The organism is Paenibacillus puerhi (genome assembly GCF_009846885.1).
Taxonomy (GTDB): Bacteria; Bacillota; Bacilli; order Paenibacillales; family NBRC-103111; genus Paenibacillus_G; species Paenibacillus_G puerhi.
Genome location: NZ_WUWM01000001.1, coordinates 67,184 through 88,132, shown reverse-complemented (window position 1 = coordinate 88,132; position 20,949 = coordinate 67,184). Strand labels below are relative to the sequence as shown.

Below are 20,949 nucleotides of genomic sequence, written 5' to 3'. Positions count from 1 at the left end.
TAACAGGATGCTTCATTGAAAGCCTACAATCATGCAGGAATTTTCCAAGGACTAGACGTATTCATGGGATTTTCTTAAAAAAAGATGTAGATTGGTAGGTATTTATCGAAATCATACCCCCTGAACGAAAAATAGATGTATATTGGCAGGTATTCAGTACAGCCAATTTCGCCAGTTCAGGACCAGACTCGCCAGCTCAGCAAGTTTTGTATTTTTTAACTATTCAAGCTTTGCAAGTTTAGCCAAAAGACACTTTTGCCACATTGCCACCTTAGCTACCTCAGCCACCTTAGCCACTTTTGCCAACTTAGCATGTTCATGGAGGCAGGGCAGCCAATCGATCGATATGGCTTTCTACCCAAGCACTTCCGCCCGCTCTGGATCTTTCTCCGAATCCTCGGATGGGAAGCAGCGCCTATACAGCGAAAGAAACGTGATTACCTCCTGCGGCCGGCTTGCCTTATCGAGAGCTAAAGCGTCTGCTTGATGCCAAAGGGTCCACCGCCGTATACCCTGCCTTGCAGTTGCCCTTCACAACAAACAACCCGGGGCGCTGAAGCCCCGGGTCGCTCACTTACCAACTGCCTCGCGTACATGCGTCTACCGACGCTCTCAGTCGATAAAGCCTGCCTTGCTCAGGAAACGCTTGATCATAACCGCGGCCTGGGCGCGGGTCGCCTCGCCCTGCGGCTCCAGCGTGGAGGGCGTCATGCCGTTCATCAGCCCCGCGTCGATGGCAGCCGCCACCTCGGCACGAGCCCAGCCGAGCTTATCCGCGTCTGCATAAGCGTCAAGCGCAGCCGCCTGTCCGCTCGCAGGCAGGGATACCGGCGCTCCGGCATAGGACAAGGCGCGCAGAATCATAGCGGCTTGTTCCTCGCGGGTGATGGACTGCCCGGGACGGAACGTGCCGTCCTCGTAGCCGCCGACCAGCCCCGCCTCTGCCGCTGCAGCTACATCGGCCGCGTACCAGGCGTCGCCAGCTACATCGTGGAACGTGTCACGGCTGGAGGCCGGACTCAGGCCCAGCGCCCGCACCAGAAGCGCGGCGAATTCCGACCGGCTGACCGCACGGTCGCCGTCGAAGCGGTCCTCGCTTACGCCGTCCACGACCAGCTTCCCGGCCAGCAGCTCGATGTCCGCCTTGGCCCAGTGACCAGCCAGGTCGGCAAAGCTTTTCTCATGCTCAATCACCGCATACACGCTATTGCCGTTACGCTTCAGCACAGCGGTCAGACCGCCATTCTTCGCAATAAAACGAGTCGGCACGAAGCGAAGCTGCTGCGTCTCCGGTATAAATTGCACCCCGGTCAGCTTGGCCGGAGCCACAGCAGAGCTTACCTTCAGCTCGCGTGCTACATAAGTGGTACCGATTGGAATATCAAGCGCTGCCCCGCTGTCACTGACTGCCTTCACGGCGAATTCCACTCCATTCGCTGCCAGCCTTGCACCCAGACGCTCTGCCGCTTGAGCCAGCACCGTTTGCCGACTGCCGGCGACAGCCTGAATCTCTACGCGAATGGTCAGCTTGTCAGCCTCCGTATTCAGCTGCTTCGCCAGCTCGTCCAGACGCAGCAGCGACAAAGGAAGCTCGTAAGCGCCCGCGCTGCCCTCTACCATCAGCACACGTCCGGTCTGACGGCTGGCCTCAAGCAATCCTGCTGCCGGAAGCTCCAGACGCCCGCCCGTCAGCTTGATCCCGACGCTCGAAGCGGACTTCAGAGCGTTCTGCAGATCCGTGGCGTCCACCTTGCCATCCTTGGCTTCCAGGCTTACCGTCCCGGCTGGTGCCGTAACAACCGGTGCCGGCTGGCTTCCGCTGCCGCTGGCGGAACCCGGTGCGGCAGATCCCGGTCCCTCTGGCGTACCGTTATCCGAATCGCCTCCAGACTGCTCTTCCGATACAGTCTTCACTCTGACGTACGGGCCGTCCTCCGTCCAGTTTCCGGCTGCATTGCCAGCCTGTACGGTGAAGACATATTCCGTTCCGGCGCTTAGCCCGGTGACGTTGATGCTGTACACATCGCCGGTCACGCGGCTGATTTCACGACCATCCCGGTCCACCTTGTACCCGGTTACTCCTTGCTTGTCGCTCGCTGCCGTCCATGTCAACGTCAAGCTCGATTGCGTCACGTTCGACGCCTCCAGCTTGCCGTCCTGCCATGCCGGAACATCCGCTCCCGGCTCCTCCGGTACAGCCGCCGTCTTCACTCGAATGGACGGGCCGTCCCCGGTCCATTTCCCCGCCGCATTTCCAGCCTGCACAGTGAAGGCATATTCCGTTTCGGCACTCAATCCGGTGACGTTGATGCTGGTCGCATCTCCCACCACGCTGGCGAGCTCCAGACCATTCTGATAGATCTTATACCCGGTAACTCCGTTCTTATCGGTTGCCGCGGACCAGGTCAAGGTCAAGCCCGACTGCGTCACATTCGACGCCTCCAGCTTGCCGCCCTGCCATACCGGCGCCTCTGCTTCCGGCTCCTGCGGCTCTCCTGGACCCTCCGGTTCGCCGGAACCGGTCACTTCGATCGTCACAGGCTGAGAGTAAATATCGTACTTGTTGTCGGCATTGATCGTAGTTGTATGACGCAGCAGTACATGAGCGATTCCCGGCTTCATAGCCGTGATCCTTGCTCCTTCCACGCTTACCGTATCCTGTCCGTCAAGCAGTACGAGATGCGGAACTGCCGCAGCCTTCCTGCCTTCGGCGAAGCTGTACACCTCGGAGGTCACATCCAGACTCTCGCCGTTCTTCAGTTCATACTTCGTCTGACCGGGAACGATCTCCGCGGCCCAGTCCGATGCCCAGAACGCATAATCCGTCGTAATGCCATAAGCGCCCAGCCTGAAATACTTATAGAATTCGTTCTTGCTGTTAAACGTCCACGGAGAAATGATAATGCCCCGATGCTTGGCGGCTTCCATGAATTTCGGACCTAGATCCGGGTAGCTTGTATTGAAGGTTGCATTCAACGGCTGCAAGAGCTTCAAGGTTTCGCGAAGCGATTTGTTGACATTCGATTCATTGGCGTATCCGCCGGTAAGCAAGCCGACAGGCATCCCCGGCATCTGCTCCGACAAGCGCTTCAACTGGTTGATATCAAAGGACATCACGTTGACGTCAGCCTCGGCGTCCATCTTTTTCAGCAGCTCTACGAATGCCGCGACTGCCGCAGGCGTCGAGGTTTTGATCTCGGCCATCACCATTTTATTCTTCGATTGGGCCAGCTCGATCTGCTCGTCCAGCGTTGGAATCGGTAAGCTTGGATACTGGTTCTTATGCGTCTGATTGGCATCAAGCTTCCTCAGCTCTTCATAGGTGTAATCCTCCACCCGCCCGGTTCCATTGGTCGTTCCGTTCAGCGTGGCATCATGCACGATGACCAAGCGTCCGTCCTTAGATAAAAAGATATCGTTCTCGATAAAATCTCCGCCCGCTTCAAGCCCCAGCTTGTTGCTCAAGAGCGTATTCTCGGGAGCACCGTCGGGGGTTCCTCCAGCCGGCATACCTCGATGAGCAATAATGTAAGGCTTGCGTACAAGCGTCGTTTCATGGTCGTAGACCCGATAGGCTAAAGCAAGCGCAGCCGGCGAATCGGTTACGATCCCGTTGCTGCCCGCCGTAATCAAGCTGTGCAGCGCTATATTTTTGGCGGAGGCCGCCGATTCGTCCTTCGTCCAGACGACCAGTGCCCGCTGCTGCAGGTAAGCTACATGCTCTCGGGACGACGCCTGCTGCGGCAGTAGCGCGATCTTGGCCAGACTCGCCGTCGTTTCGCGGCGGATCTCAAGCAGGTTCTCCTTCGTTACCTGCTCCAGAGCCGTAAAATCAACGATTCCCCGAATGATCGGATAGTCCGTTCTAGCCTGCTTCACCAGGCTGCCTTGATTCGAGATCACGAAGGCGTCCTCCAGCTCTCTCTTCTTCAGCTCATCCGTCAAGCGCTCGACGGTCGCCGCATCGGAGACGTAGAACGCCGGAATCATCCGGCTTGCTATGATGTTAAGCACGGAATCAAGCGTACCGATTTCTTGTTGCCCCGCAGCATCCGTTACCTGGAGGTCGCGATTGACATGCAGGATGACCGTCGCCGGCAGCGTCTGACCGTTCAGGCCGGCCAGAGCCTCGGCGCTGTTGATTTCGGTAACAATAGAGGGCGCCATCGAAATGTTGCTTGCCGGCTCCGCTACTTGTACGAATCGGTCTGCGGCCATCGGAGGCAGCTCTCCCTGCTGCAGCGTCACGCGGATATTATCCACTCTCGTCCGGCTGCCATTGGCTTGAATCCCGATCCGTCCCTTAGCATAAGCCGTTGCCGCATCCGTATCGATCAGCAGCTTGTCGTCGATCCAATGCTGAACCCGGCCGCCCTTCGCCTTGATGGTATAGCGATACAGCTTGCCGGCATCGATCGCTTCCTGATGCGAGCCTCTAATCATCACGTTCCAGCCGTTGGCAGGCGTCCGCTCCGCGAATTCCACGCCGTTCGGTGCGGTCGCGTCCTTCCTTACCGCCATCTGATAGTAAGGGTAGTCGTTATTCTGGATACGGTACATGAGCGAATTCCAGCGGGCCGCATCATTGGCCGCCAGATGTGTAACATCCGCTTCGATCTTATAATCCCCGAAGCGTCCCAAGTATTCGGGCAGCAGAACGCGGGAAGGGTTATCGGGCGAAGACAGCGCCTGCAGCTCGAAAGCTCCCGCCTTCACAACGGCCGCCCCCTCCGTAGTTCCTTCCTTCCTGGACCAACCGGGCGGCAAAGCTCCCTCCGTCAGGGCGTCGAAGTTTTCCTCATACAGCACATATTCCGAATCTCCGGCCTGTTTAACTACGACCAGCATCTGGACATTCGCGTCGTCCTTGCGCCCGGTTAAGGTGAATACTCCTTTCCCGGAAACCTTCAGCAAACCGTTGTCCACTACGACCGCAGGGCTGTCGGAGGACCACGTCAGCTTATCGCCACCCAAGGCGCCCGACGTAAAGTCGCTGTAATCGGCCTCGAACTGCAGCGTGCTCAGCGGCAGCGCTTGATCCGACTCCGCAAGCACATACCCGTCCTTGTGCTTCAGTGACAATACCTTTGCCCCGGTAGCGGAAGGCGTCACCGTGATTTCCTGAGTATGGACCAGGTTGGAGTAGACCGCCTTGACCATCGTCGTTCCCTGCTTCAGCGGGACAAGCTTGTTATTCATAATCCGAAGCACGGCCGAATCCGAGGAATACAGCTTCATCCTTTCGCCATACACGGCATCGGTTATACCATCGGAGTAATAAACGCTACCCGTAACGGAAACGCCGCCCGTCAGCGCCTCCAGCGTGCTCGGAAGCGTCAGATCCAGCCGATCCGCCGTAATCCGCGTCACCTTCAGATTATCGAAGGATACCTTGCTCTGATCCCCCTGAAATCCTATCTTGCCTCGCTGGAGCAGACCCGAATCGAAGCTCTTGTCGATCAGCAGCTTGAAATCCGTATCTTCTTTGGCTTTGATATATTCCTTCACATTATTGTCGAATACTCTGACCTTCATCGTATAATCCTTGTTCAGCGCAAGCGGCTGGGAGGCGCCGCTCGCGATTACGTTCCACGCATTGTCCGGCGTCCGGTAAGCAACCTCGTATTTGCCATTCTGGCGGATCGCCATCTGGTTATACGGGTTTTTGCCGTCAGGAGCGCCTCGGAACATCAGAGAGGCCCATCGTTCCGAATCCAGCACCGATTCGAACCGGACGTCCGCCTCAATGACGTAGTTGTCCCATTGTACCGGAGCGGTAATCCGGGCTTGTTTCCCGGAGGCCTTGCCGTCAAAAGTCATGCGGCCGTTGCCGTATGTATCCTGGACGATGGTGAACGGGGCGCTTCCCGCATTCACATCCGAAATCCAGCCGTAGGGAATCGTTCCCTCCGGATACGCGTCGAAATTTTCCTCAAGCAGTACCGGATCGATCGCACCCGACACAGGAGCGTGATCCGCCAGAATAACATCTCCATAGCCTGCCGTATCGTTCCAGAACGAAGAGGAATTGTAGGCGCTCCAGAAGCTGTTTCGCTGCTTTGCTGCCGCATCCGTGTCATAGCGGTCCGTCACGCCGATGTTGAAGCCAAATTGCTCCTGCAGCACCGGGTCCACGCCCAGCATATCCCAGGGGATCGCGACCTCCAGCGCCCAGCCCGTCGCCGTCTTGTCGATCGCTCTCAAGATGTTCTTGTGATCCTTGGCGCTCTGTCCGTTGGCCGCAGCTCCGAAGTTAAAGAGCGGAGTCTTCGACTCCGGCTGGTACACGAAGCCCAGCTGCATATCCCCCGCGGCAAAGGGGGCCGAATAATGACCCGTCGGATCGAAGAACAAATTGATATTATCCTGATCGAACCAATATCCTTTGTCAGGATTATAGATCAAGGTATCGTCATCGGACTTGACGCCCACGTACAGATACTGGTTATCCCACAGCATGCCGAATCGGGCATCCTTGAACGCGCCTTCGCCCGTCCGGTTCGTCATCGGCTGCTCGATTCTCCAGACGGCATCATCCAGCCTTCCGTCGATGACAGGGGCCGACAGCGTCCGTTGAACCTCCAGCGAAGGTCTTGCCGCAGCAGCCGCTGCCTGCCCCGGGACGCCAGCCGGCAGAAGCCCGCCGACTAAGGTAACGATGGTGAGCCAACTAGCAAATTTCGAACGACTTTTCATGGATCACAGTTCCTTCCATTTCGATTTTCCGAAGAAAAACACAAAAAACCCTCTATCCAGCAAACGAAAGCGGCGCGCCAACACAGCTCTTCCATTTGTTGCATAAAGGGTGTTCTCCTCGTCTCCTACCCTTGACTATTCAGTTGTCCCTTACGCTTCCTACTTTATCAGCGCTTTGTTAGCGCAGCATCATCCCGGTGTGAAACATTTGTAAATCCCGCCCGTCCCGATCAGGTCCACAGCTGCCGGTTCCCCATCGATACCGCACTGGCCCCGGCCTGCAGCGCCGTGTTGATCTCGCTCGGCTCCTGGATCAGACCGCCCGCGATAATCGGCAGAGAGGTCCGCTCGCGCAGCTGCGTGATGGCTCGCGGGATAAGACCCGGCATAATCTCCACGGCATCCGGCTCGCTTTGTTCAATATTATGTATGCCCTGCTCCAGCGCGGACGTATCGATAAGAAACAACCGCTGGATGGCAAGCAGCCCGTTCTTCTTGGCGTGCTTCACAAAATGGCTTTTGGTCGAAATGATGCCCGTTGGCCGAAGCCTCTCCCCGATATACTTCATCACGATCGGATCACCGCTCAATCCGCCGATGAAATCGACATGCAGGAATGCCTTTTTCCCGGCACGAAGCACCTGCCCTACATAATTGTCCATCGTGAGCAGATCGCCTATGAGCAAAAATACGACCGGACAATCGCTGCGGCAGGCCGCCTGCAGATCCTCCGCCTTGCGCACCGCCGGTATGATTCTTCGAGTCCCCCAATAGTCATGCAAATCCTGATTCACCGTCATGTCCTCCCCTTGCCGCTTGCCAGCTCCGGCAATTCGGCCGCTTTCGCTTATTGCGGCTATCAGCTTGATCATAGCAAAGCATTGTTAGTGGAGTGTTAAACAGGCCAAAAAAAATGAAGAGGCAGAAATGTTTTCCTGAAATACCGGCAACTTGCCTCAATCTCGTATTCCTATTGCGAGGTTTTTCGGACCTTATCCCTGTCGCTTTCGTTTACGGTAAAGATTCTTCCCACGGTTCACATAGAGCGTCATCCTGAAGGAGAATTCAGCTTAACTGGGAATTGATCAGTGAAGCGGCCTTGAAACTCTATTCCCGATTTCAAGTAGCTTTTGGTGACTTTAAAATAGGTTTCGATATTCCAATGCATCGAAGACCCTTATCATTTCGGCCGCTTCCAGCATGACGTCGGTGCTCAGAATGGCAAGCCATTCTCGCTTTTTGTTCCGGTTGCGCACAAAGACAAGCTTCACCGACAGACCGCACGAAGTGTGCGCGATCACGGCACCTTTGATGTCTCTTGAATCCGACTTCGGCAGGGTTTGGAAGACTTCACCAAGTGTCATGTACTGTCCTGAAACGAGGTATCAGTTGTTTCATTTCATTGACATCCCAATCTCGGCGGACCTTTGCCCGCAAGCTGACGAAGTAGTAGTGCAGTCTGTGTAAACCAGCTATCCATTAGCATGTAGTCTGCGGTGAAACCCAGCAGCTAGAGCCCGATTGAGAAGAGCGACTACGGCATCCTCCTTCCCAAAAAGGCCTCCATGCGACGTTCGTGCCCGTGTCTTCGTTTCGAGAGATTGAAAGCCATTTCACACAACCGATAGGCCAGTTTGGCTGAAGGCAGTATTACAAAATCCAGCGGAGCGAAGCTAAACCCGTCGGGCCAGCCTAGCTTAAACATCGTGTATCCCTGCGTAAATTTCCCTGTGAAATGATCATATACACAGGCCAGTAACTCCGCTTTTTTACTCCGGTTTCGGCTGAGCACCGAATCGTCAACGATAAATACGCGCACTCGGCGGGAAAAAATGAGCGGTTAAAAATGCTGCACGATCCGAAGACTTAACGTTTGATGAAATACGTAAAGGATGATTGATTCAAAAAACCGATAGACGACATCTTTTCTTGGAAGGTCTGCTCCGCGCTCACTCTCCAGAAGGCGAAGCCAGTCCTTCGAAGGCCAACTATAATGCAAAAACGGAACCGATATACCACAGAATTTAAAACAAAGGTTGTGCTGGAGGTCCTCCGGGAGGAGCAGACCGTGAACGAAATAGCTGCCAAGTACGAAATGAGCCCGGTTATGATTAGCCGGTGGAAGGCTGAGTTTCTAGAGTGTGCTTCCACGGTCTTTGAAAAGAAGACCAGTGAAGCCGACAAACTGAAGAAGGAGTACGAAAGCAAACAAGAACATCTAGAGAAGCTGGTTGGCCAACTTACAGTAGAGGTCAACTGGCTCAAAAAAAATCTGGCCTTAAATGAACCGCTTGAAGCTCGTAAAACCATTGTAGCGCGTGACAACACAGAGATCACAATTAAACGCCAGACGGATCTGCTGGGCGTGAATAGGACAAGCGTCTATCGGCCCAGCAATGAGAAACGTGAAAACGAAGAGAATGTACAGATCATGCATCGGATCGATGAGATCTATGTGAAGCACCCTTATTTCGGTTATCGGCGTAGACTAGATTCCTTCGAGACCAAGGCTTCGAGGTCAACCGTAAGCGTGTACGCCGTCTCATGCAGCACATGGGACTCGAAGCGATCTATCCGAAGCCGAACTTGAGCAAACAATTCCATGCCAAGTATGTTTGTCCCTATTTGCTTCGAGGCCTATCGATCGACCGGCCGAACCAGGTCTGGGGAATTGACATCACCTATCTACGGATGGGCAAAGGCTTAAGTCTTTCCAAACAGGATTTCCACCTGTTAAACTTTACAACCTAGGCTTGGCCGTACCGAAAGTTGAATAAATAATTGCTGTTCTATAATTATCTTTATTTATTATATGAATACCCACTAGCGGTGCATAAAAGTTAGTTGAGCTAATTATCACATTATTCTGAATAGGATATTCCGGTCATGGACCAAAAGGTCGATGACCTATGAAAAGGTAGTCTTTGTCCATTTAGTAATTATATGAGAATTACTTCATCACCCAACACCCAGCTTATTTCGACTTTCGCCTACCTGCGGAGGTTCTTATCGGCTGTCGGTCTATCTGATCGATCCAGGTTTGCTCGGGTTCCCAAAGCAAGGTTCTAAGCCATCGGTAGATTTGTAGCAAGCTATGCTTCGTCTGCGTTTCTAGTTTCACCAACACCAATAAGCAAAACGCGATTAAGGCAGTCCAAACTTGATTCATGACGGCCCGTTCAGTGGTTCCGTAAAACTTCTTGATCCGGATATATTGTTTCAACCATTTGAAGAATGTCTCGATCGCCCAACGTTCCCTGTAAACCTGACCAATTTCTTCTGCTCCCAGATCAAATCGATTCGTTAAGATAGCCACAGGGTTACCTTCCGAATCTACGGAGTGAATAAGACGTAGAACATTCTCCATCCTCTTTTGCGGAGTGCCCACATACACCATCTCGTCGGAAAGTACCGTACTCTCAGCAGGAAGTTGAAACGAGTCGATGGGCCGAATAACCGCATTCTTCTTCGTTCTTGTGACAAAAAAAATGCCGCGGTCACAGTAATCATCGAACTTGGCGTAATCCACATAGCCTCGATCATAGACGTAAGTAACGCCGACCTCATCGACTAGAGCATCCATCTGGGTGCGGTCATTCTTTTTAGCTGGCGTAATCGTTACTTTTTCAGGAACTACAGTCTCATCGTCCATGTACTCTAATCGAAAATGAAGTTTGATCCCAGCTTTGGTCTGCCGGAACTCTGCCCATTTGTACTTTTGTAAGCAAAGTCCGATTGTCGTCGAGTCAATGATCTTGAAGTCCTTTCGGAAACAAGTAGGGGATGTACTGCGACGAATGCGTATGACGAGCTCAGAAAAGACATGCTCAAGTAACGCAGGATCTACCTGATTATGCTTCCGACAAAGTTGAGACGCCGAGATGGAGTCAATACCCAGTTCTTTCCGAAAGCCTTTCGAAAGGGCATCAACGGCAATCTCCCGCAAGGCATCGCGTTGCTGGATTTGTGCATGCAAGAACAATTTGAGATAAGCAATGGTGGTTAGTTTTTTAACATACTTATCCTGTCCAGTCGCTGCGATACGGTCCGTGAACGATTTCGTACAAATTGGAGAAATCCATTTACCAAATGAAGAAAATAGGGTATTCTTGTCCATGGGATAGATCCTTTTCGGTGGATTATGGACAGTACTACCTGCCATTCCATTGTAAGGGATCTTTTTCTGTTCAGATATTTAAATGATAGAAGATTGTGAAGATTCAGAGAAAATTAACGCAATGCTAGTGATGAATACTAAATCAATGGTTAGATCAATAGAATCATCTAAAACAATAGAGGCCATTGGTTCCAACGTCCTATATACAGATATATACAAATTATGGTTAAATACCATTATATACATAAGGAGGTAATTAATATTGATTAAGAAGGTGGTTGTTATTGCTTCTTTATGCCTTCTGGCCCTACCATTAACCACGAACGCTTACAATAATGGCAGGTGGTTTAATGGTGGTCAGTACTCTGAAGTCAATGGAAATTTCGTAGGTTCTAAGACTGACATAGTAACAACAGCAAACTATCCTGCAATTGGAAACAGTCATTTTACTTGTGCTTGGACTATGTTAGCCGATCACTCAGGGATAAATGAAAAGTTTGCACAAGTTGGTTTTGTTATCGACAATCAATACACCTATCCGAGATATTTTTATGGATGGGCAACAAACGGCCGCAGTTCTTATAAAGAGGTTATTTCAGGCGTAGGGCCAGCAAGAGGAAGCACACATACTTATAAAATTGAATATGTTAGTTCTTCTTGGGAAGGCAAAGTTGACGACACAGTCATTGCCACTAAATCGATAAGTATGAATCCTGGCTCAACGCAAAATTATCAAGAAAATGATGAAACGGTTTTTATCGGAACATCCTCAGACAAATTAAAATTTACCAATGTTAGTTACAAAAAAAGTGGTGGATCTTGGACAAAGCCATCTTTATCATTTGTAGCAGAAGGAAGTAGTAGTATAGACCATAGCAACTATAACAGTAGTGGTTATTGGCAATCATGGAAATGAGGTGGAGATATTGAAACATAGAAATAAAGGATTGTTGCTTGTCGCTGCCGTTTCATTATCTGCTGCTATATTTGTCATCGGTGACAGTAATGCTTCTAAATCAAATATTTCAAGCAAAATTCATATTATAGAATCTTCACACCATGATTTTGAGGAACTTAAAGAAATGGGTATGCAAATTAATGATAATATTTCAAAGCTAAACAATCATTCCATTTCTGCAAAGCAATTCGAAGATGCAGTAGATGCCGCAAAGACAAATTCTCCAGGCTTCGCAGAGCAAGCTAAAATAATTGAAGTGGAGTATCATAATATTACTAATTCTGAATACAGGCTCTTCTCTGATGAGGCATTAAAAGGAAATCCAAAATTATCCAAAGATGGTTATATATCGAACGCTCCATGTTTTATAGTTACTTTTAAAGGTATTGAAAGACCGGGTAGAACGAGCGTGAGAGGCCAAGATCCAAAAATCTTCACAGAATATAGCGTTGTTGTCGATGCAATATCTAACGAAGTGCTCTATGGGTTCTTCTATAGATAGTCAATTCACTCCTAGAGATGCTCAATTGCTTTAATTTTTCGAAAATGAAACTTTCATCAACAAGGTTCCTTATTCAAAGAGGAGCCTTGTTAACGTTTAACACCTGCGCCTTTTATTTTACTTCTCATTTCTATCCACTCTTTAATAAATATTCGAAAAGTATCCTAGTGTCCTATGGGATACACTAATCTCTTGAAATTAAGGTCATACTGTTTCTTCTTCATCTCATTACCCTCCGCCTCAATTATTATTGTCGGAGTAAGGGGTGTTCCGTCCAAGTTCAAATAGGGGTTAAATAGCTACAACTACCAACGCTTTCAAGCCAAACTATAACAACGCGCATCGATTAAGTATCGATGCGCGTTGGCAACATGTCGTAATTAGCGTAAGACGTATACGGGGAATCCTTGGTTGTTGTGAACGATTAATCCAGATATGTCTTTTGTCTATTAAAGGCATTTATGAACGTCTGAAGTACTAGCTCGTTATCGTTACGCGACCTCATGTGGTAGGCCACAATCTCGTTATTGAAAAGATTCTTTGATGGCTAAATGGTCCAACCAAGTCTCCCCGGCTCGCTGCCGGGTGTCATCCGTAACCCTTTTTGTTCGGTTCATCTGCATAAATCAGTCGTTATAACCGATTTTCCGTGACTCTTCCCCATATGGAGGAAGTGAGTTATAGAGAGGCTTGCAGTGGATGCGATATCGTAAATTCATTGCCCGCATGAGTCGCAATACCTTCTTGTGATTAACCCATTCACCATGATCTTGTAAGAGAAAGGGGTGAATCTATAGATATCCATACTTCCCTTCATACTTCGTGTATACCGATTTAATTAATTCCTTGAGCCTCTTATCCCGATCCACCATTTTACTTTTGAGGTAGGCATAATAGCCGCTTCTGGAGACGACCATAACCTTGCGTAGTTCACTGACTGTGAACTGACTAGCCCCCTGTATCGTCAAATACTGTTGTGTTGCACATCCCGCATCCAGATTTCCAATCACTTTTTTAAGTATCGTTGTACTCTCGCTTTAACTGCTATACATACCGATCTTGATCCAAGTATGCAGCTCTTCGTCCCCACCGATCCAGCAGACCAAACCCACACTTTTCCCAAAATTTAGGGATCTACCGTTTAATACGGGGTTCATATCCTGATTCCCCAAGTGCTCGTTAATCTACTAATATGTCAACTTCTCCTCTACATGTAGCCGGATAGCTTCCATCTTTTGTACGTTAGAATACGTCTTGAATTTTTGCCCATTAATTGGCATAAAAATTGCACCCCTAGAATTCTATCGAATAAACCTAGGTTTTTTCGAATATCTATTCTAAGGGGTGCACTTCACCCCTGATCAGCTAAAAGCATGAAAACTAAAACGTCCCATCATCGTTTAAGTGTAGATTCAGCGAAAAATAATAACTGGCCACCGTAGACGTTATTGCACGAACTATCAGAGGCCGATATTCAGTCAATGGTTTTATTTTTCCAAATAATTTGATCAGCTTTCTTCGATCTATTCAAATACGACTCCGGTTACACTTCGTATTAGATCGGCAATAATCATATATGCATCACCATTTGTCAATTTATTCGGATCTTTTATTTCTGCAATCGTCTCCTTGTCTATATGTGCGGATATGTCGCTCTCTGTTACCAAAATCGATGATATCATAGTTTTTACAAATTCTAACGTAAGAGGCACTTTTTCTGGATTTTCCATGTTTTCAATGATTATGTCAGGATCTCCTTGAAAATGTGCAGAATATATTTTGACAATACGCTTCAAATTATTGGAAAACCTCTTTACATTTGAATTATCATCCAAATCAAATTTATTTTGTTCGCCTCCAACTGAAAGGTATAGACTAACCGCTGCTTTTAACCCCCGGTAAGCTCGATGTCTAGTATAATCCGGCTGATCGATTTTGTACGGTTTGATCACCATACCTTGCTCATTAAGCATCTCTTGGAGACGCTGGATCTCATCCGTACTTTTGGAGATTTGACGGAAAGTAATCTTCTTATCGATAGAAAGCTTGACAGCAGCGCCTGCTGCCTGCCCCGTTGCCATTCCTACAGGAATTACCCTAGCACTTCCGTGTGGTAAAGAATCGAAACTGGCTGAACGCCCTACGACAAGTATACCGTCAATTTGCTGCGGAACGATCGAGCGAAACGGAATAGCATACTGAATAGGGTTCATCATAATCGCACCCCGATCGGAATAGCTAGTGCTTTGAATGTCAACATTATAGGAACCGAAAGCGATCCTGTCCCAAAAATCCCGGTTTTCTAGGACATCTGTCATCTTTAATCTATATTCTCCTACCATATGGCGGGATTCACGAACATAAAGTTCTGGCGCTATATCTACTAATTCTACTTGGGAAAACTCTTTAAAGTTCTGTTTCATATAATCAACGACTTTAGGAATCTCATTCTTCCCGATCTCATATGCTTCTTGCATTTGAATGGGGTCAAGCGGATCAACCCCCATAATTTGCAAGGCATTAATTAAAATCGTATCATCGATTTGCCTCCCAATATTTAATCCACGCATGCGTACTCGTTCCTTGTTCGTCGATGGATAGTCCCACATTTCCCAAAATCCCCAAGCGCTTCGAGAATCCGCTCCAGTATTAGGGTGCCTACTAAACGAATCCCACACTGTCTGTGTGACATTCCCTATTTTAAATACCAACGTGACGGCCATGAGTGTTTTAGGATCCCCTATATCCTCACGTCCAAACGTAAAAGGAACCCCTGCATCAGCTGCAATATCTGCATCCTGGGTAGCGTCAATAACAGCCTTCGCATTCACTGTAAGAGCCGTTCCGTCCTTTTTTTTCAACAGCAGACCAGTAACTTGACTTTGTTCCATCTGTGGTTTTATCTCCGAAGCACCTAGTAAAAGATCGATATTTTTTTCTTTTTCCACCAGTTCATAGAATACATTAGCAGCTGTCACAACGTCGAATGATGTACCTTCTACCTTGTCATACCATTCTTGAAAGATCCCTTTATTCAGAAAATTGTGCTTTCCAGGCAAGAGAGTTTTCTCAGGCGAGTAATTTAAATCCAAACTGTTTAACCAACCTAATGTCATTAAGCCACCTAGAATAGCCCTATTCCGACCATCGACCAGTAGCACCGACAAGTTATTCCGGGCGGCAGACACAGCAGCAGCCACTCCCTCGGGATCTGTTCCCACGACTATAACATCATAATCACTTTTAATTTTAACTGAGTTTTCAACTTTCAATAGACCCCCACTCGGAATCGAACTTGAAAAACTGTCCTTAAACGCAAACCAAAAAACCAACAAAAGTAATATTATGATCAAGATAGCAAAAATATTAGGTATCCCGTTGCCTCTATGAAAAAGTTTCAATATCGAAATCCTCCTGTACAAATATATTATTTTTTATATAATGGTGGCAGGTTTTTCTCTGCTAAAGACTGATGGAGTCTTTATTTGAAGTCTCCTCAACGAAACTATCGAAAATAACAAAAATCTTTGATACATATATATAAATGCCTAATCGGCATGTATTTCCCATCTAATAGCAACAAAAATTTGTCACAAAACCCAAGAAATCTGCCATTATTTATCATCAATGAAAGTTAGATAGGGCTGTGCATTTTCCATTACCCTTGATAGGTGTACCCCATCTTCCTACGGATGACCTAAGGAATTATATAAAATATCAAATCTACCCTCCAAGTGAACTCATTTTCATAACAAATGACAAATGGCTATAGTTTAATTCATTCTAAAAGGCTGTGGAAGTATTCAGAGGTTAACGTCATGACTAATGATATCGCTGTTATGAACGAAAACCAATTTAAGTAATTAATTGAACTCAATTCCTATTTAGAATACATTGTAACATAAAAAACACCATTTTAGCAAAATTCCCCCACAATTTTGTAGGGGAACTTTGTATTTCTGAGACTGATTTTCTTTTTTAACCACCTGAAACAATGCAACAACTCTTATCTCTTTCTGTCTTAACATAATTACAGATTGTCGCTCCGCTACTGTTTTTGCAACGAGTATAGTAATGGATATTATACCATGCATAAACAGAAGTTCCATGGCTGCCACAGTCATCTTGTAAATTACAAAAACGTTCCTGACATTCAGTCCCTGTATCGATAGGATATGCAGAAGTACATGCCATTTATTTTCACCTCTTTTCTACATAAATTGAATACACGCATGAACGACACTTGGAATTCAGGGAATATCCCAGCGATATCCGAAAACTCTGATGAGCAGGAGCTGCAGTTTAAAGAGATCTTTGCTGGTCAAAAACCCATGGATGCAAGATTCGAGACCAAGTACATCTGGACTTTGAAGAACATACAAGTCAACCAGTCGCCTCTTGAAGTTATTGATCGTCTGCTCCTACGAGTATGATGTACTTCACAATGTTTCCAGTTTGTTCATCAACTCGACCGATGAGTCGCCGCTAGGAGCGGACTGATGCTTCTGCCGGAAAAATCGTGATGGTATCCCATCATTCCTCGTTATGTACTATTACGCATAACGAGGAATGAGAGGAGCATTACCTCCAACAAAATCCAGCTACATCAAGACCTCATGCTAACTAAGCATCAACCACAAGATGGACCATAAGTATAGCAATTACAGCTACTGCTAAACTCCACTCCATAATAATTGCAAACTGTTTGTCCCGAAGAATTCTTGCATCTGTCGTACTTAAGTATTTTCGAAGTATAAACTGCGGGACAAGGTCCACCAAAACAATACGTATCACAGATTTTTTCTTCACAATCAGTTCCTGTATCGATTGGATGAGTTGATGGGCACGCCATTAGATTCACCTCCTTTCCATATCCATTTATTGGAAACAGATATAAATTCTCAGCTTTCAATTTTTATTAATTATAATATTAAGTAAATACTTACTATTTACTATTGGTTATCAATCAACACATATTATTCCTATTCCACTCAGCAGTTCCTTTACTTCTTCAACACAATCAGCTTCACCAGAAGTTACGATAGATTTATCTTTATCTAGTAAATATACATAAGGGGCTGCAGGCACTCGGTACTTATCTATTTTTTCTTTTTCAGTAATAGAGGTTACATAACATTCAAACTTCAATTGTTCTTTTAATACGGCAACATCTTTAACTGTGCCACTTATAAGTAAAGAAATATGAAACGCATCATTTCTGGCTATTTCATCAATTTCCGGTATAAAATCTATACAGGCTGAACAACTTAGTGATAAAAATATTACAAGTTCATAGTCGCTATAGCACTGATCAACCTCTAATGGAAACTTCTCCCCCCTACTAAAGGGCCTTATCTCATACCCATTTGCTTTCCTATTAAATAACTCTTTGAATATCCCTGTAACCATCTTGGTTTTCCTCCTTTTGATACGTTTGAGATTGAACCATATTATAATATTTACCTTTGTTATCCATTAGCTCCATGTGAGTACCATGCTCTACAATTTCCCCATTTTGCACTACAATGATTTTTGAAGCATATAATGCTATGTGCAAGCGATGGGAAACGATAATCGTTATTTTCTTTTCTCTCGTTTCAACAATATCTTTCATTAATTTCGACTCGGTCTCTGGATCCATAGCTGATGTTGCTTCATCCAATACTAAAATCCTCGAATCTTTATAGAGTGCTCTAGCAATTGCAATTCTCTGCCATTGCCCACCTGATAATTGTCTTGAGCCTTCATAATCTATGCCCAACAAACAATCAGATATAAGGTCCTTTTGATCTGGAAGCAAGTAATTAAAGCGAGCACAAAATTCTTCAACCATCTCCAATTTAACATCCGCTTCCAATGTAATATTTTCCAATAGGGGAAATGGATATTTGAGATAATCCTGTGTAACAACCGACATATTACTGAATAGCTTGCCTCTTTCAATATTATTGATGTCAACACCGTTATAAAACAATTGTCCATTTTGAATACCATGCAGGCCCAAAATAATTTTTGCTAGAGTAGACTTTCCCGATCCATTTTCCCCTACAATGACCAATATATCGCCTGGATTAATTGATAAATTAATATTTTTAAGAGAGTAGTTAGTGCTGTGCGGGTATTTAAAAAATAGATTATTTATCTCAATAAAGTTAATGGGGCTTATTTCTTCCACTGTTTCACTGTAATACTCTTGATCGATATATTTTTTGTAAAAAAGGTTAAGCTTAACTTTCATTGCATTCATGGCTTTTAGCTTTCCAATAGTAGGAGCAAGAGAAATAAATGAACCTTCTAGCATCCCTATTGTTGTTATTAATGCCATATATTGACCTATAGTCAAAGATTTATTAAAAACATCAGTGAGTAAGACAAATTGAACAACCATATATCCTAAAGGACCCAGCATTGATACCAACGTAGCACTGCTTATATCTTTTTTCTTATGAGCAAGTTCTAACTTAGTCACAATTTGAGTTAGTCTCAACCACTTACTTAACAAATAATCTTTCATAGAAAAAATCAGAAGTTCTTTTTGTGCTTCCGATTTAGTAAAGTATTCAGCATACATTGCCTTTTGCCTACTAATATCAGATGTATTTTCTATATATTGCATCCTAAATTTTGATAGTTTCATCTCATTCAGTATATTGGGTGAACTATATAACGCTATAATGATCAGCAAATACCATTTTTGATTTATTATTAAGAATGAGTATATAACGATTAACAAAATATTCTGAATAATCGAAATGAATGATAATAGTAATTGGGTGAAAGTACTAATTCCATAACGTATTGTATTCAGATCATTTTGAAAGCTTGGAGTCTCGATTTCCGTTATTGTTTTTGGATTCAAACTACTGTAAAAAGCACTTTCAATATTATTACTTACTATAAGTTGAAGCCTTGTCTCAATGTAAACTTGATATTGTTTTAGTATAATTTGGAAAATTCGTATTATCGCAAATAGACTTAAGATTAGTAATGATTTATGGTAGTCTGTGGCAGCTATAAATGTATCGTACAACTTTTGTGTGTTTTTAATGTACTCAGTCACTATATATGTGGAAATTATGGTTACAAAAACTACTAAAACAAAGTCTCTAATAGTATTTTTGAATATTTTGGGATGTATTAATTTCATGTTTTAATTTCTACCAACCGGTTGTAATAGTTCTAGGAACATCTCCATATCGCTAAATGCATGCGATGATTTAATTATTCCGCCTCCATCTAGCGAAAAACCTAATGGAAGAAAAGTCGTTTTAAACTCATTAAGCATAGTCTCAATGTCCATAGGAAAAATTCTAATTGAGTCGCCAAATATTAGTTTAGTCCGTTTGAAAGAGTCTATATTAGAATTAAATATCAATACGATATTTGCTGTCTTATTTTCTCTCGTAAATTCATATATTGTCTCCAACGTCCCTTCACAAGCACCACATGTGCTACTTGCAATTACTAGAATAAGATGATCTGTAATCAGACTATGTAATTTTATAGCACTATTCTTTTCGAGAAGATCGACATTAGGTATTCTATCTCCTATAGATAGTGGCTCCTTTGTTTCATATACAACAACCCGTTTCTTACTTTTCTTTTGTTCATTACTTAGATACGAATTGTTCAACTCATTCTCCCCCTTGTTTTGACTATCTTAAATTGTTTTAGATTTTTGGAACCCGGTATCACGTTGTTGTTCTAATGACTTACTTTTCATATTCTTAATATAAGAAACTGGTTCATAAATATTAACTACTTTATTATTTATATAAGAAGTAACTTGTGAATGAGATCTTGGCATGATCCAAGGATATTCCGAGAGGTCTATTACCCTATGTCTATTCCATGTTTTCTTTTTCATTGTTGTGAGCCATTGTGGTCCCTTCATAACAATGATCATTGAATAGAAAGGATCGGTATTTTTATCTAACAGTTCATTAAGAACTCCGTAATTTATGTCTTGATAATTTAGAAACAGAACAATCATTTGTTGATTCGAATCAAATTTCATTTCTATAGCGAGTTTAGATAATTCTTTTTTTTCAAAAGCTATTGTTTTTTTTTTAAAATAAATAAGCAGCCCCGAAACCAATAGAACAAATACCATAAATAATAATTTAATTGTCATGTGAACCATAGAACTTCACAACCCGGATAAATTTACCGATAGTTTGATACAAATCAATAATTATCACTATACTTACTATCCAAATAATTAATAATATCCCTACTTGGAAATTGTAATTTACTGGAGCGTTGAGATTCATCAACATTAATCCACATATAAATAAGTTCCGAATAATGGGAAACTTATTTAGCAATCTCATATTTCCAAAACAAGAACACGCACCAGTCTTCTCCTTAATTTTCTTTTTTATAGTCACGATTGAAAAAATAACCATAAGGGTAATCCCTAAAATTTCCCTAATAACCGTAAACGTCCCAAAGCTATACAAGATAAATAAAACCAACTCGTAAATAAGTATCGATACAGCAGATATTAGCAATAATCTTTTTGGTAAAACTCCATATGATGAGATCTCATAGATAAAGTTATTAATATTGAATACTTTAGTATAGAAAGATAATAGAAACAAAAATGCAAGCATCATGTTTATTATAGGAAGGCTCACTCTAACCACATCCCTAACAACATCATAATATATGGTT

General features: G+C 45.2%; 14 protein-coding genes and 1 pseudogene. 4 read left to right on the top strand and 11 right to left on the bottom strand.

What is annotated here, in order from left to right; translation table 11 throughout:
• Positions 1 to 612: 612 nt before the first annotated feature.
• The 3 genes from GSF01_RS00365 to GSF01_RS00355 all read right to left on the bottom strand — a co-directional run bounded on the left by GSF01_RS00365 (position 613) and on the right by GSF01_RS00355 (position 8,060).
• Positions 613 to 6,696: a glycerophosphodiester phosphodiesterase family protein gene (locus GSF01_RS00365; RefSeq protein WP_159881033.1), complete on the bottom strand. Its 6,084-nt coding sequence runs from the start codon at positions 6,694 to 6,696 to the stop codon at positions 613 to 615.
• 230 nt (positions 6,697 to 6,926) lie between these two features.
• The gene (locus GSF01_RS00360) at positions 6,927 to 7,490 is read right to left on the bottom strand and encodes a glycerol-3-phosphate responsive antiterminator (protein ID WP_159881032.1); all 564 of its coding nucleotides are present in this window, start codon (positions 7,488 to 7,490) and stop codon (positions 6,927 to 6,929) included.
• A 345-nt stretch (positions 7,491 to 7,835) separates the two neighbouring features.
• Positions 7,836 to 8,060 carry a hypothetical protein gene (locus GSF01_RS00355; RefSeq protein ID WP_159881031.1) on the bottom strand — a complete coding sequence of 75 codons (225 nt, stop codon included), beginning with the start codon at positions 8,058 to 8,060 and terminating at the stop codon, positions 7,836 to 7,838.
• A gap of 629 nt (positions 8,061 to 8,689) precedes the next feature.
• Here GSF01_RS00355 and GSF01_RS00345 point away from each other — a divergent pair.
• Both GSF01_RS00345 and GSF01_RS30265 read left to right on the top strand, forming a co-directional pair.
• Positions 8,690 to 9,286, top strand: a complete 597-nt coding sequence (locus GSF01_RS00345) for a transposase (RefSeq protein ID WP_159881029.1) — start codon at positions 8,690 to 8,692, stop codon at positions 9,284 to 9,286.
• A pseudogene (locus GSF01_RS30265) lies at positions 9,232 to 9,447 on the top strand (hypothetical protein); the annotation flags it as partial. The gene GSF01_RS00345 and the pseudogene GSF01_RS30265, both read left to right, overlap by 55 nt.
• Before the next feature lie 223 nt (positions 9,448 to 9,670).
• Here GSF01_RS30265 and GSF01_RS00335 read toward each other — a convergent pair.
• On the bottom strand, positions 9,671 to 10,813 hold the full coding sequence (locus tag GSF01_RS00335; RefSeq protein WP_159881028.1) for an IS4 family transposase: 1,143 nt from the start codon (positions 10,811 to 10,813) through the stop codon (positions 9,671 to 9,673).
• A 262-nt stretch (positions 10,814 to 11,075) separates the two neighbouring features.
• Between GSF01_RS00335 and GSF01_RS00330 the strand changes: the two genes are divergently transcribed.
• Together GSF01_RS00330 and GSF01_RS00325 are read left to right on the top strand one after the other, a co-directional pair.
• Positions 11,076 to 11,729 (top strand): hypothetical protein, encoded by a 654-nt coding sequence (locus GSF01_RS00330; protein ID WP_159881027.1) that lies wholly within the window; start codon positions 11,076 to 11,078, stop codon positions 11,727 to 11,729.
• Between the two features lie 10 nt (positions 11,730 to 11,739).
• Positions 11,740 to 12,273: a hypothetical protein gene (locus tag GSF01_RS00325; RefSeq protein WP_159881026.1), complete on the top strand. Its 534-nt coding sequence runs from the start codon at positions 11,740 to 11,742 to the stop codon at positions 12,271 to 12,273.
• 626 nt (positions 12,274 to 12,899) lie between these two features.
• On the opposite strand, the gene GSF01_RS30260 is transcribed toward GSF01_RS00325, so the two are convergent.
• The 7 genes from GSF01_RS30260 to GSF01_RS30255 all read right to left on the bottom strand — a co-directional run bounded on the left by GSF01_RS30260 (position 12,900) and on the right by GSF01_RS30255 (position 20,891).
• On the bottom strand, positions 12,900 to 13,064 hold the full coding sequence (locus GSF01_RS30260; protein WP_407945733.1) for an IS3 family transposase: 165 nt from the start codon (positions 13,062 to 13,064) through the stop codon (positions 12,900 to 12,902).
• A 732-nt stretch (positions 13,065 to 13,796) separates the two neighbouring features.
• A complete protein-coding gene (locus GSF01_RS00315; RefSeq protein WP_201305286.1) occupies positions 13,797 to 15,674 on the bottom strand; it encodes an FAD-dependent oxidoreductase in 1,878 nt (625 codons plus the stop codon).
• A gap of 1,561 nt (positions 15,675 to 17,235) precedes the next feature.
• Positions 17,236 to 17,682, bottom strand: coding sequence for a hypothetical protein (locus GSF01_RS00310; RefSeq protein ID WP_159881024.1), 447 nt, complete (start codon positions 17,680 to 17,682; stop codon positions 17,236 to 17,238).
• Positions 17,651 to 19,420: an ATP-binding cassette domain-containing protein gene (locus tag GSF01_RS00305; RefSeq protein WP_159881023.1), complete on the bottom strand. Its 1,770-nt coding sequence runs from the start codon at positions 19,418 to 19,420 to the stop codon at positions 17,651 to 17,653. Before GSF01_RS00305 ends, GSF01_RS00310 begins: the two co-directional genes overlap by 32 nt.
• Positions 19,421 to 19,423: 3 nt before the next feature.
• Entirely contained in the window at positions 19,424 to 19,906 is a 483-nt protein-coding gene (locus GSF01_RS00300; RefSeq protein WP_159881022.1) for a hypothetical protein, read from the bottom strand.
• A 27-nt stretch (positions 19,907 to 19,933) separates the two neighbouring features.
• Positions 19,934 to 20,407, bottom strand: coding sequence for a hypothetical protein (locus tag GSF01_RS00295; protein ID WP_159881021.1), 474 nt, complete (start codon positions 20,405 to 20,407; stop codon positions 19,934 to 19,936).
• Positions 20,397 to 20,891 (bottom strand): MauE/DoxX family redox-associated membrane protein, encoded by a 495-nt coding sequence (locus GSF01_RS30255; protein ID WP_407945732.1) that lies wholly within the window; start codon positions 20,889 to 20,891, stop codon positions 20,397 to 20,399. Before GSF01_RS30255 ends, GSF01_RS00295 begins: the two co-directional genes overlap by 11 nt.
• Positions 20,892 to 20,949: the final 58 nt, after the last annotated feature.